Genomic DNA, 13,406 nt, shown 5'->3' with positions numbered 1-13,406 from the left:
GTTACTCCTCCCGTGATGGGTGCTGCCCGGCTTCGTGGCGCTTCTGCTGGCGACCGAGTTCACGCACCGTCATCAGACTCACCCCTACCAGCACCCCGAGGGCGCCACCGATAAGGCCGGTCGCGGTGGGCGAGGTATAGCCCCCCTCCTGGATCTTCACATCGGGTTTATCCACCCGCGGGGTCGGGTTCTCGACCTTGGCGAGCTGGAAGATCCCCTTGCTAAAACCGACCCCCTGCTCGTTGCAGCCATAACAGGGGTGACCGATGCCGACCGGCCAGATGCCGCCGCCCACATCGCAGAACTCCAGGGTCGAGCAGTTGCCGTAGGTCTCCGGCCCCTTGCAGCCCAGATGGTAGAGACACCAGCCCTGACGGTGACCCTCATCACCAAACTCCTTGGCAAAACGCCCTGCGTCGAAGTGCGGACGACGCTCGCAGTTCTCGTGGATCAGCCGCTCATAGGCAAACAACGGACGCTTCTTGCTATCAAGCGCCGGCAGCTTGCCGTAGGTGATGTAGTAGGCAACCGTGGTGAGGAAGTTGTGGGGATTGGGCGGGCAGCCCGGGATATTGATGATGGGAGTGCCGATATTGCCCAGCGCCTCTTCCAGACTGACGGCACCGGTCGGGTTGCCGCCGCTGGCAGGCACACCGCCCCAGGCAGCACAGGAGCCGATGGCGATCACCGCAGCCGCGTCGGCGGCAGCACGGCGAATATGGTCGGCGATGGGTTCACCGGCCACCATGCAGTAGACGCCGCCATCTTTGAGCGGAATGGAGCCATCCACCACCAGCACATACTTGCCTTTATAGCGCTTGATGGCGTTGTGCTTGTTCTCTTCCGCCTGATGACCAAAGGCCGCCGAGAGTACCTCGTGGTACTCCAGCGAAATGGTATTGAGGATCAGGTTTTCGATGGTGGGGTGCGTGGCGCGCAGCAGCGATTCGGTACAACCGGTGCACTCCTGCGCCCCAATCCAGATCACCGGCGGCCGTTCGGGGCTGGTGAGCGCAGTGGCCATCTTGGCGACAGCATGCTGACTTAATCCCAGGGTTGCGGCCATCCCGGCACACAATTTCATAAAATCACGGCGATTAATCCCATGAGCCGATAAAAAATTATCCTCGACCATTCTACTTATTCCCGTAGTGAGCACTTGTTTGATAAATGCTTAATAGCGGAAATGCTAAGGACTCACCCACCCTGCAGTATTGATCTCTATCAATTTCGACCGGCTTACCCCTATTTTCATAGCGAGCCACATCACAAATGAAATTAATTACCCCCAAAGAGATATTTAGCATCCCCGTAAATTTTATGAACTTAATTGGATATTAAATAATTAATCACCGCATATCCTCTCTTTCACTGTGAGCCAAATTAACATGATTGAAATCTTGGCTATACCGCTCATTTCACAATACTGATGCCCACCAATAAATGATCCATTGAATATATCTTTACTCATTCCATTGCATATTCCATACAGTCATCCACGGGACAACCTCCTGACTTGCCTCCCCATACCAGGACTGTCTCACGGCCAGCTGCCACCGGTAGCAAGCACGGCCTGCACGGCACGGTTTACCTACATGTAGCTTGGTTTCAGTTTGCATTTTACCTGCGCTTCAGTTCGACACGTTCTACTGCAAGCCCACACAGCACAACCCCGCTTGGCCTCCCTGCCCGTTTAACACAGCTTAATGAAAAGATGCCGCCGAGGTATGCATATCAATACGCTCCCCCCACTCTTTATTGTCTTGGATGCTGGTGAGTAAAATATCGCACTCACGGATATGTTTACGCATCATCGTGAATCTGCATTCAAATTAATGGTAAGAGAAAAGGCAAGGTGGAAGGCTGCCTGCAACATAGTGATCATATTTAACTCGCGATACATTCGCTCATCCGGTTACAGATGTTACTGCCCACCTTCACACTATTTACCTTCACGTCACCCTGCGTAATTAACCAGAGCGTAAATATCCATCTCCATCGATATAGATGATAATTATTCTTGTTCAATGGCAACCCCAAAAAATGAGTTGGGATGACGATGAACATGACAAACGATAAGGGTGTTAATCATCAGCCGAGCAGTGCCTCCAGCAACTACCTTGCCTGATCGAACTCGAACTCGTTGACAGCCCTGCTCAGCTCGTGAAATGCAGCCCGCAGCGGCCACCGTTGCAGAGAGAAACCTCCCCCTGACTGCCTCTGATAACCACGCCATGGAACCTTGATTCTGGCTGGCCCTACGGACACTTGCCAAGTGCGGGAATTGAACAAAAAAACGAGAAAAATCAAGATAGATAGCCAATTAAAATGACATAATTGACTATAGTTCAATCGAACGTTTGAAAAACGTGACCACTTCACATGGGCCCAGCGCAATGACCACTGAACGGGAACAGTTGATCCGCTCACTGTTTGATGAGTACATCGAGATGTATTCATCACGGGATGATCGGCTCACCACGCGGTTTAGCGACAATTTCAGCGGCTTTGCCGGCAGCAGTGATGTTCTGGTTACCGATAGGGATGAGTGGATCCGGATAACCCGCCGCGATTTTGCCCAGATCCCGGGCAGGATCCGCCTGGAAATACTCGATGTGACCCTGCAAGCTCTGGCCGCCGATGTGGTGGCGGTCACCGCCTTCTTTCATATCCATCTACCGAAATCAGAACCTATCCTCTCCCGCAGAACCGCCAGACTGGTATTGATTTTTCGACACGAAGCCACGGCGTGGAAAATTGCTCACAGCAGTATCTCCATCCCTTACAGTGCGGCTCGGGAAAGCGAAATTTACCCGATGACCAGTCTGGAGGAGCGCCAACATGAGCTGGAGCTCATTATCGAGCTCAGAACCAAAGAGCTGGCGGAAGCGAACCGGAAACTGGAAGCGCTCAGCAATACCGACGGGCTAACCAATATCGGCAACCGTCGTCTGTTCGACAACTCATTGAACCAGGCCTGGGAGCACTGTATTCAGACAGAGATGCCGATTGCGCTCATCATGCTCGACATCGATCATTTCAAGCAGTTCAACGACCTCTATGGCCACGTTGCCGGTGACGAGTGCCTTCGATTGCTGGCCCATACCCTGGCGCAATCCGGGCGCCGCTCGGGGGAGTTGGTGGCCCGCTACGGCGGAGAGGAATTTGTCATCCTGTTGCCACATGTCGAGCGTCAATCCGCCTATGAAATTGCCCAACATATCCAGCGGCTGATTTTTGCACTCGCGCAGCCACACGCACAAAATGCCACCGGTCTGGTGACCGTTAGCATGGGTGTTGCCTGCCTCAGACCATCGAGTCACTGGCAGCCATCTGAACTGGTAAAACTGGCTGATGCTGCGCTCTACACCGCCAAATCATCCGGCCGTAACTGCACCAGAGTGGCGGAGTCACCCAGCCTCCCGCAACCAGTCTGACCATAAGTCCCTCATACGCCACCATCCTCCCCACGGGGAATCACTGCGCGCTAACCATCCACGGCAAGGCTCAACGCATCCCATCGCAACATGCCTTCCCACTGATCCAGTGTGCTTTGATAGGTATCCGCCGCGTTGTAATGGGCCATGGCATGCAGGCGGGCATGATGGCCAAGTCGCTTGACCACATCGGGCATGGTGTTGAGGCTGGCCAGCACCTGCGCCAGATCGCCGGGATCGTTTGGCTGATATTTGCGGCAATTCACGTCATCGGTGAGGTGTCGATCCCACCAGGCCCCATCGGCCGGGATCACTACGCATAATCCTGCCGCCATGGCCTCCAGAATGGAGAGGCCAAAGGGCTCCTGATGACTGGTGGAGACAAAAATACCGCATCGAGATCGGATCTCGTCAAGATTGGCGGGGTTGGCATACCAGTGCGTGTCTGGCAGCTGTGGCTGAGGCTGGCTGCAGGGCTGCAGCGTGCCCTTGGGTTGCAGATAGCACACCATCAGCTCGGGGCGAGCATCAGGGATCATCTGATGGGCGGCCAGCATGGTCTCCAGTCCCTTCCAGCGCAGCAACGAGGCCGCCCACAAAATATGAGGCCCCCCTAGGGTCGCTTTGGGCCAATCAATCTCGCTCAAACCATTGGTAAATGGCTGCCAGTGTGACGGGAACTCGGTCTCGCCAAGCCGGGCCAGCAATGCCGCCAGGGAGCTGCGCGTTGATTCCAGATAAAAGACAAAACTCGCCCGTTGCAAGGCTCTGGCAGAGAGGCCCGAGCATCCCACAGGGCCATGGATCAGCTGAACCACCCGGCACCTCAACCAGCGGGCCGCCCAGTAACAGCAGAGATCCACCCCCGGCCCTGACGCCGCCACCAGGCACTTCACCTGCCCCAGACGCAACACCAGCCAGAGGATCAGCAGGGTCTGCCACCCCTGTTTGAGCAGATAGCCGATGCCGGACTCACGCCCTTTCAATATGTGGGGCAGCCAAAGGGGATGATGCTGACAACGGGGCCAGGAGTCGGGATCCTGGGTCAGCACATGGCATGTGAGCCCGGGCATCCGTTTGGCCAACTCATCGAGCAGCACTTCGGTCGCAACCTTTGAGCCCCCGCGAAACGGGATGGGATCCACAACGATGACCTTTCCGAACACCGGCTCAGTTTGCATGCTCATCTTGCTGCTCCCTTACTCTGGTACCTTGCGGCGGCCAAACCCCAGCTGTACTTTTTGCGCCACTCTTGCCATCCCACTCACCAGCATATTGCGCCCTCTGGCAAGGAGTCGTTGCCCCGCCCAGTGAATGAGTGGTCGGAAGGGTGTGGAGGCCGTGGCGTGCCAACGACCAGCCCGCGCGGCGTCCCACACCGCCGTGACCCCGTCAACGTAGCGCGCCACCGTGAACAACTGTGCAGCACGCAACTTAGCGGCCTGCCCCATTTCACATCGGCGTTGAGGATTACTCAATTGCCGCCAGTGATCAGCCATCTCGGCCCAATCCCCCAGGGTTGCCAGCAAGCCGGTCGCCCCCTCCTCCACCACTTCGGGGATGCCGCCCACCCGATAGGCACTGACCGGGAGCCCCAACATGCCCGCCTCCGCCAACGTCAGACCAAACACCTCCTCACGGGCGCCGGAGACCAGCAGATCCACCCCGCCCCGCAAGATAGCCGCACTGTCCGGCCGCTCGCCGAGAAAGTGGACACGCTCGGCCACCCCGAGCTCGACAGCCAACGCCATCAATGCTTCCCGCTCCGGACCGCTGCCAATAATCAGCAACTGAGCCTCCTCCCCCGATGCCATCAGGGCAGCCAGCGAGCGGATCAGCAGATCAATCCCCTTGCGTTTGATCAATGAGCTGACGGTTGCGATGATCATATCCCCCGGTGGCAAGCCCAGCATGCCGACAACCGGCCAGTGAGCACCGCCATTCAGGCGAGCGGCATCCACCCCGTTGGGTACCCGGATCAACCGCTCGGCCGCGCAGCCATCCTGGCGCCAACCGGTCAACACCGGCTCGCTCACCCCGATCAGCACGTTTGCCTGATGAACCCGCAGGCTGAATCTGTCTCTGGGCTGGTAACGGGCATGGAGGTGGCACACCAGCGGTACCTGCAACGCCCGACAGACCCCCGCCAGCCACTGACAAGGGGCCGCGCTGTTGGCGTGCACCAGCCCAATCTGCCGCTCGGTGATGAGCTCTCTGGCTCGCCGGGAGAGGCGCCGATGGGCCGCAAGATCAAAACGTGGCGCCTGCCATCCCAGCAGCAGGCTGAACGGCTCGACCATGGTTTCGACCCCGAGGGTGGTCGCCTCTGCCGCCAGCGTCGGGCTATTGCACCAGAGCAGGGGCGTAAAGCGGCTGCGATCGAGGTGGGCCAGCAGATCCAGCAGGCAGCGTTCGCTGCCGCGGATCCAGTCCTCTCCGTAGTGAACCAGCAAAACAGGGGTTGCGTTCATCCTCTTGCTCCCTTTGGTGGCACTGCCGGCAACCGGGTTGCCTCCTGATGATCCTCAGCGGTGGCCTTCGCCTCTGTGGCCGCCTGCTGCACGTACTTGATGGCGGCAACGGCCAGCGCCAGTTCCAGATAGATGGGCCAGGTAAAGCCCTGGGTCAGGAAGGATCCCGAAATCACAAACCCCACCATGCTGGCCATCACCCCCTGCATCGCCGTGATCACTGCAGGAGGCATGCCAGCAAGCTGGCAACGCCAGCAACTGCGCAGGGTCACCGTCACCATGCCGATAAACAGCGCCAGCCCGACAAAGCCGGTTTCAGCCAGCACCCCGAACCAGGTGGAGTGCACCGCATGATTGAGTCCATCCCAATGGGGGCTGTAGAAGAAGTAGTTGTAATAGAAATTGGACAAGCCCACCCCCACCAGCGGGTGGCCCAGCGCCATCCCCCAGGCCGCTTGCCAGGCGTAGATCCGCCCCATGGCCGAGGCATCGACCCCACTCTCGGCGGCGCCGCCAGATGCCCGGTCGCTGATCCCGGCGGCGGCAAACAGCACCACCAGCGCGACCATCCCCAGCGAGATCAACAGGGTTTTCGACTTCACCCGCTGCCAGGCAAACAGGCCACCAACGGCGCAGATACCCAGCAGACCACCCCGGCTCTGGGTGGCGATAATGGCGGCCGCAGTCAGCGCAAAGCCAAGCCCCCCCAGCAAACGCCCCCCCACCCCATTGCCCTGATTGAGCAGCAAGCTCAGCGAAAAACCGGCAGGAAAGAGCAGCACCAGCGCCAGATCGTTGGGATCCCCCAGCACAGAGCCCAGCTCGCGCCCTATGGTCACCCGGGTCCCCTCCACCAGCCCGATCCCGCTCGCCTTGTTGTAGAGGGCCACCAGCGCCACCAGACAGCCCGCTACCACGAAGGTGCGCACCGCCAGCGCAAAATCCCCCGGGGTGCGCACCAGCCAGGCGGTCGCCAGGGTCATCAGATAGATCTTGCTGTAGCTGCCGGTCCAGGTGGCGATCGCCTCGCCCCGGTTGCTGGCAAACAGCACACCAATGGAGACCATCACAAAGAAGGCCGTCAGCCAGCTCAGGGCTGGGCTCCAGTAGGGCTTGATCCGACCGGTCAGCAAAATGTGCCAGACCAGCGCACCGATGGCGGCCAGCGAGAAGAGCAGCGGGATCTTGAGGGGATAGAGCTGAGGGAACACCTCATGCAGTCGAAAGAAGGAGAAGGTGACAAACCCCAGTACCATCAAGAAGGGCCAGCGCAGGGCAAACCAGATGGCGGGAATGGCAAGGCCAAGCACCGGCAGCAGCAAGGGATGGGGCAGCCGCCACCAGAGCAGGGCCAGCACCAGACAGATGGCGCTTGCCCAGATGGCTGGCGTTAGACGAGCCATGATCCTGCCCACCATTGGCCGAGCCAGACCATCGCCAGCGCCCCGAGCGAACTGGCCCAGAGGGTCGAGAGGCGATACGGCAGCGGCAGCAACCGCTGGCTCACCAGATAAAAGGCCAGCGCCCGCACCAGATAGACCAGCAGCAGGGTCCAGATCACCCCGGCAACCCCGAAGGGGGGGATGGCGAGCAGAAAGCCTGCGACCCCAAGGGCGCTGCAGCCCAGATTGATCACCATCTGGGCATTACTCTTCTCGCCGCTAAAGCAGCCGACATTGAGCAAGTCCGAAACATTGCGCACCGCCATGCCCAGCACCAGCAGCGGAATATAGGCGATCGCCCCGTGATAGCTCTCCGGGGTCAGCCAGCGAATAAGCAAGGGGGCGGTAAGCCCGACAATCCCCGCGGTGACAAACCCCAGCACCGACCCCATCACGCTGTAGTGGGCATTGAGTCGCAGTCCATCCGGCTCGCGCAGCAGCATGAAACGGCGGGGATACCACCAGAGGGCAAAGGGTTGCAGCAACAACCCCACCGCCAGCGCCAGCTTGCCCGCCACCGCGTAGTAGGCAAGCAGCGCCTCCCCCACCACATCGGCCAGCAGCCAGCGATCCAGTCCGCTCAGGGCAAAGCCTGCCAGCCCGCTCACCACCAGGGGCAATCCATAGCGCAGCAGCGGCCGATAGTGCTGCCAGTCAAAGCGGATCCCGCTATCTCGCCACTGCCAGAGGCTCAGCAGCAGCGCCAGTGCAACGCAGGTCAGGGTGCCGGAGGCCAGCACCCCGCTCACGCCCCAGCCGAGCCAGAGCCACCAGCCGGTCAGCACCGACTGGATCACTGCCTTGCCTGCGGTCGCCACGAAAAAGAGCCGGGCCTGATTGCGCATCCGCAGCCATGCCAGCGGCACGCCGATCACCCCTTCAAACGGCAGGGCGCAGAGCACCCAGCGCACATCCGCAAGGCGGGTTTCCACCGGCAGCCAGGCTTGCACCACAGGTGCCAGCAGCCAGAGCAGCACCAGACTGGCCAGGGCGATCAGCCAGACCAGACCAAACATGCGGGCCACCACCTGCTGGCGCTCCTGCTCATCTTTCGCCAATCCGGCAAAGCGGTAGAGGGCATCCACCAGCCCGAAGCCCAAAATAAGGGAACCCAGATTGATGATGGTCAGCAGCACCTCCAGCTGGCCGTATTCGCGAGGCAGCAGCTGATGGGTCAACACTGGCAGCATCAGCAGGGAGATCCCCTTCATCAGGAGCAAGCCACCGGCGTAATAGAGCATGGCAATCTGGTTCACACCAAGTTTCATAGGGCCTCCCAGCCTCCCGAAGCATCCCGCTTCGGGTCAGCTACCACTAATGCAAAGCCCACGCCACTCACCCCCGCCCAGAGACGATAGCCCCTTAGTGCGGCTTAACCGTCCAGAACAGGCCCAGAATGAGACTGGCATTTGCGTTTTGCACAACGCTGGCTGCAAATTGCACCGACCGGCGCAATCTGCCCCACCTCTTAGCCCCATTTGGCCCGATCTAGCTGGGGCCGTCCTGTTGGCCCGATCCCTGCTTTCTGCTTAGCGAGCAACGGACTGCACCAGAGGGAGAGGTCGCCATGAACACCATCAACCTGCACCGGATGAAAAGCTGGGCCAAACAGGGGGAGACGCCACTGGCTCGCCGGGTATGGCGACTGGCCAAAAGCGCCCGCCACTGGTCATTCCCCGTGATCCCACCCCTGCATCGGCTGCTTTATCGGCTCTATCTGTTGGGCAGCAACGCGCTGGCGACCCTGACCCGCACCCTTTGGTGGACCCCCTTGTTTCAATCTCGCCTGACGGCCCCCGCCCCGCGCCTCTATCTCTATGGCGGCATCCCCTATATCAGCGGTCCGGTCACCATCGAGATCGGCGCCGACTGCCGCCTCAGCGCCGCCATGACCATCAGCGGCCGGGCATCGAGCCAGACGCCAAGGCTGGTCATTGGTCGCAATGTCGGGATTGGCTGGCAGACCACCCTGGCGGTGGGCAGCAAGATAGTGCTGGGGGATAACGTCAGAATTGCTGGCCGTGCCTTTCTGGCGGGCTACCCGGGGCACCCGGTCAACGCCCGCGATCGCGCCCGGGGCCTGCCGGATCGCGATGAACAGGTGGGGGCCATTGTGCTGGAGCAGGATGTCTGGCTTGGCACCGGGGTGATGGTGATGGCCGGCGTCACCATAGGCGCTGGCACCATTGTCGCCGCAGGCAGTGTCGTCACCCGGGATCTGCCCGCCGGCGTGCTGGCAGCGGGTGTACCGGCCACCGTACTGCGCCCCTTGCAGCCACAAGATCACAGCGACCCCGCACACGCTTCGGAGACCTTTGCATGAAACCACACTCACTGCCGCAACTGGTGGTGCTGGGCGAGGATTGGGGCCAGCACCCCTCCAGCACCCAACACCTGATCAAGCGTCTGTTGCCCGATTATCAAGTGCTCTGGGTCAACTCCATCGGCATGCGCTGCCCCCGCTTTACCCTTCATGATCTCACCCGTATCGTCCGCAAACTGGGGGCGGTGCTGCGCGGTGCGCGCCATGCTGGCGACCGGTCGGTTGCACCATCAGAGGTCAGCAGCCCCCGGGTTCTGCCGCCGCTCGCCTTGCCACTGCCGGGCAGTCGTCTGGCGGGCAAGATCAATGGCCACTGGCTGGCGGCGCAGATCCGGCGCCAGTTGCCCGAGCTGGATCGCCCCCTGCTCTGGATCTCCCTGCCCAGCGCCGTCGATCTGATTGGCAAGCTCGAAGAGCGGGCGGTGATCTACTACTGCGGCGATGACTTCTCGGCGCTGGCGGGGGTGGATCATCAAGCCATTGCCCACTGCGAAGCCCGACTGGTGGAAAAAGCGGATCTCATTCTGGCCGCCAGCCCCGCGTTGGCCAGCCGCTTTCCCCCTCATAAAACCCGGCTCCTCAGCCACGGCGTGGATCTCGAGCTGTTTATGCCCCCCAGAGAGCGCCCGGCGGATCTCCCCTCCGGCCGTCCCATTGCCGGATTTTACGGCAGCCTGAGCGACTGGATTGATATCCCCCTGCTGGCAGAGACGGCGGCCGCCCTGCCCCACTGGGATCTGGTGCTGATTGGCCCGGTCCAGACCGATATCTCCCCCCTCAAGGGGCTCCCCAATATCCATCTGCTGGGGCCCCGTCCCCATCACACGCTGGCGGCCTATGCCCAGCACTGGCAGGTGAGTCTGCTGCCCTTTGTCGACAACGCACAGATCCGAGCCTGCAATCCGTTGAAATTGCGCGAGTATCTGGCCGCAGGGCGCCCCATCGTCAGCACCGATTTTCCGGCTCTCGATGGTTATCGGGATCAGATCCAGCTCCCCCACGATGGGGAGAGCCTGGCCCAGGCCATCAACCGGGCCGCCTTTGATCAACCCAATCCGGGCTGGTTTCAGGAGAGTGGCTGGGAGGGGCTCACCCGCAGCGAAGGGCGCCACACGCGCCAGCAGCAGGTGGCCCTGCAAAGCTGGGATCACAAGGCTGCCGAGCTGAACAACTGGTTGAAGGGGCTGGCCGGATGAGCAGAGGGCTCTGGCTGGTTATCCTGCTCTGCTGCCATGCAGCGATGGCCGCCACCCGGCTGGAGGGGCAGACCCCGCTGCCCCTAACCAGTAACCAGACACCCCAGCGGCTCGATCTGAGCACCCACAACTGGCCAATAGGCAGCGATGATGAACTGGTGATCGAGGGCCATAACCCCAGCGCCCACCCGCAAACCCTGATCCTGCGTATCGACGATGAGGCCTCGGTCAACTACCGCAGCCGGGTCAATCTGGAGCGGATTGTCGCCCCCGGCCCCTTCACCCAGCGCTTTGCCTTGAGTGAGTGGCGCACCAGCCAACCCAGAGCGCTGGCGCTGGACAAACTCACCAAGCTCTATCTCTTTATGGCCGATAACGCCCCCTCAATGACCATTCACCGCTGGTACTGGCAGCCCGGTCTGACTCTGCCTGAGGGCACCATTGCGCTGGATCTGGGGGCGGCGGCTGCGCCCCGCTTTACCGGCTTTGAGGCCCTGAGTCCGGGGGATCCCCGGCTGATTGGCCATCCCACCCCCATCTTGCGCCCCTCCGGCGATGCCCTTGTGCGCGATGGACTGCGCAATCTCGACGGGGTGCAGTTGGACGTAGCCAAGGGGCGCTACCAGCTCACCCTCTGGCTCGATGATCCCGGTGAATGGGAGTATCTGCCCCACCCCTTCGAGCGCAGTGTGCTGGTCAATGGCGAACCCATCTGGGCCGAGCAGTGGCAACCGCAGGAGTGGCTAACGCAGCGCTATCTGGCGGGGCAATCCCGCGAGGCGCTGCCAAACCCGGATCCCTGGCAGCTGTTCGGGGCTCGTCAAGGCGGCCCCGTTCATGTCACCCTGAACCACCCCGGCGGCCCGCTCACTATCACACTGGTGGGTCACTCACCGGATGCCAAATACCTGGCGGGGCTGCTGCTTGCCCCCTATCCGGCCAGCACCAGCAAAGAGGCTCTCCCGAATAGTGGAAAAGATCTCGCCGTATTGGCCGACGCTACCGCAAGCGTGCTGACCAAGCAGCGCCAGCTGTTTTTGGAAAAGTGGACTCTGGCCCCCTATTCCCCAACCCCAGCTTCGCAGCAACTGAGCCTCACGCCGATTACGGATGCCGCCCCAACCCTGCAGATCGCCCCGCTATCTGCGGCCGATGCGTTGCAGCAGGCTGCACAACCCGTGCTGGCCGCCCGTGGCAGCCAGCTGCTGCTGGAATTTGCCATCCACGCCGCCACCGACGATCCGGCCCCTTTGCTGGTGATCCAGCCCCCCGAGCAGGCAGGATCGCCGCTGGCGCTGACCCCCTATTACGGTAAGTGGCATCTGGTTCGCCCGCAGGCGAGTGGCACCCTGCTGGCCCCCTCGGATCAGGAGTTGGTCGAGGGGATCGCCGGGCTCACCCTGCTGGCAGGCGTACCTCGGCGTCTGGTGCTGCAGATCACCGTCCCCCGCGATGCACCTGCCGGTCACTATCTGGGCAATATTCAGCTGCTGAGCCAACAGCAACTGGTGCAATTGCCGCTAACTATCGAGGTGCTGCCGCTGACTCTGCCCGCGGCCAGCAAGCCGGTCGGCATCTATGTCGAAGCGCCCCCCTATCTCAACTGGCTGAGCCCCGACCCCGAGGCGTTAAAAGAGCAGATCGCCGCGGCCAGTCGTTGCGATCTGCAGCGGCTCGCCAAGCTCGGGATCAGCGGCCTCTCGCCCGCCCTGCCACAAGATGAGGCGGGGATGCGGGAGATCTTGGGAGAAGCGGTGGGGCTCGGCTTTGTGCCGCCCCTGCTGGCCTATACCCCGCTCAAGCGCTGGGGGAGTGACCCTGCCAGCCAGCTTGATCAGTGGCAGGCGCGGCAACAGGGGCTGACCGCCAGCGGCTTGCCCCCGCTGGCATGGAGCCTGTTTGATGAGCCCGATCTTGCTACCCTGCCCGCCATCACCACCCTGGCGCGGGAGATGAAACGGCGGGATCCGGCGGTGATCCGCGCGGGTCACTTCAATCATCCAGGTCAGGTTGGTCTGCTGGCAGAGGTGGAGATTGCCCTGTTCAACGCAGGCTTTGGCGCCGACAAGGCCGATGTGGCGCGGGTGCGCCAGCACAAGGTCACCCCCTGGTTTTACAATCTGGGCACCCCGAGAGCCGCCGGTTTTTATCTGTGGCAGAGCGGCGCCGAGGGCTATTTGCAGTGGCATGGCCGCATGCCCACCGCCCTGCCCTACGACCCCACCGACGGGCGGGAGAGCGACTTTATGCTGCTCGGCCCGCAAGCCTGCGAGACGCACCGCCTCTCCCACGATCTGTTGCTGTTGCAGCAAGCCATCGAGGACCTGCGCTGGCTCGCCTGGCTGGAGCAGGAGGCCCGCTATCAAGTAGAGGCCGCCCTGCTGCTGGAGCGTCTGCGGGATCAGCTGCCGACCCGCTGGCAGGTGGCAGAGCAACTGCCCTCTGCCGCCTGGATCCAGTGGCGCCGCGAGATTGAACGACTGGCCAAGGGATTGAAAACATTGCAAACTGGTGCCAACTCATCCTCCTGAAGTGAC

General features: G+C 61.3%; 9 protein-coding genes. 4 read left to right on the top strand and 5 right to left on the bottom strand.

Annotated elements, in window-relative coordinates; all coding sequences use genetic code 11:
- Window position 1: 1 nt before the first annotated feature.
- Window positions 2–1,135 carry a hydrogenase 2 small subunit gene (gene hybO / locus ACB035_RS03335; RefSeq protein WP_335817126.1) on the bottom strand — a complete coding sequence of 378 codons (1,134 nt, stop codon included), beginning with the start codon at window positions 1,133–1,135 and terminating at the stop codon, window positions 2–4.
- A 1,282-nt stretch (window positions 1,136–2,417) separates the two neighbouring features.
- Between hybO and ACB035_RS03330 the strand changes: the two genes are divergently transcribed.
- Complete coding sequence (locus ACB035_RS03330; RefSeq protein WP_371166673.1) at window positions 2,418–3,437, top strand: diguanylate cyclase domain-containing protein; 1,020 nt, start codon at window positions 2,418–2,420, stop codon at window positions 3,435–3,437.
- Window positions 3,438–3,487: 50 nt separating this feature from the next.
- Here the strand turns inward: ACB035_RS03330 and ACB035_RS03325 are convergent, their stop codons facing one another.
- Genes ACB035_RS03325 through ACB035_RS03310 form a run of 4 tightly spaced genes read right to left on the bottom strand, consistent with a single transcriptional unit; the run spans window position 3,488 to window position 8,618 of the window.
- On the bottom strand, window positions 3,488–4,624 hold the full coding sequence (locus ACB035_RS03325; protein WP_371166672.1) for a glycosyltransferase family 4 protein: 1,137 nt from the start codon (window positions 4,622–4,624) through the stop codon (window positions 3,488–3,490).
- A gap of 12 nt (window positions 4,625–4,636) precedes the next feature.
- Window positions 4,637–5,908 (bottom strand): glycosyltransferase family 4 protein, encoded by a 1,272-nt coding sequence (locus ACB035_RS03320; protein ID WP_371166671.1) that lies wholly within the window; start codon window positions 5,906–5,908, stop codon window positions 4,637–4,639.
- Window positions 5,905–7,311 (bottom strand): O-antigen ligase family protein, encoded by a 1,407-nt coding sequence (locus ACB035_RS03315; RefSeq protein WP_371166670.1) that lies wholly within the window; start codon window positions 7,309–7,311, stop codon window positions 5,905–5,907. Before ACB035_RS03315 ends, ACB035_RS03320 begins: the two co-directional genes overlap by 4 nt.
- The gene (locus tag ACB035_RS03310) at window positions 7,299–8,618 is read right to left on the bottom strand and encodes a lipopolysaccharide biosynthesis protein (RefSeq protein WP_201941988.1); all 1,320 of its coding nucleotides are present in this window, start codon (window positions 8,616–8,618) and stop codon (window positions 7,299–7,301) included. The genes ACB035_RS03315 and ACB035_RS03310 overlap by 13 nt, the downstream gene beginning before the upstream one ends.
- Before the next feature lie 299 nt (window positions 8,619–8,917).
- On the opposite strand from ACB035_RS03310, the gene ACB035_RS03305 reads away from it, so the two are divergent.
- Genes ACB035_RS03305 through ACB035_RS03295 form a run of 3 tightly spaced genes read left to right on the top strand, consistent with a single transcriptional unit; the run spans window position 8,918 to window position 13,400 of the window.
- Window positions 8,918–9,673, top strand: coding sequence for an acyltransferase (locus ACB035_RS03305; RefSeq protein WP_201997830.1), 756 nt, complete (start codon window positions 8,918–8,920; stop codon window positions 9,671–9,673).
- Window positions 9,670–10,869 (top strand): glycosyltransferase, encoded by a 1,200-nt coding sequence (locus tag ACB035_RS03300; protein ID WP_371166669.1) that lies wholly within the window; start codon window positions 9,670–9,672, stop codon window positions 10,867–10,869. Before ACB035_RS03305 ends, ACB035_RS03300 begins: the two co-directional genes overlap by 4 nt.
- Window positions 10,866–13,400, top strand: coding sequence for a hypothetical protein (locus ACB035_RS03295; RefSeq protein ID WP_371166668.1), 2,535 nt, complete (start codon window positions 10,866–10,868; stop codon window positions 13,398–13,400). Before ACB035_RS03300 ends, ACB035_RS03295 begins: the two co-directional genes overlap by 4 nt.
- The last annotated feature ends 6 nt before the right edge of the window (window positions 13,401–13,406 follow it).

The sequence above is a fragment of the Aeromonas sp. S12(2024) genome (assembly GCF_041402305.1).
In the GTDB taxonomy this organism is placed as follows: Bacteria; Pseudomonadota; Gammaproteobacteria; order Enterobacterales; family Aeromonadaceae; genus Aeromonas; species Aeromonas veronii.
The sequence above is the reverse complement of the archived record's forward strand: the minus strand, read 5'-3'. Positions and strand labels throughout refer to the sequence as shown.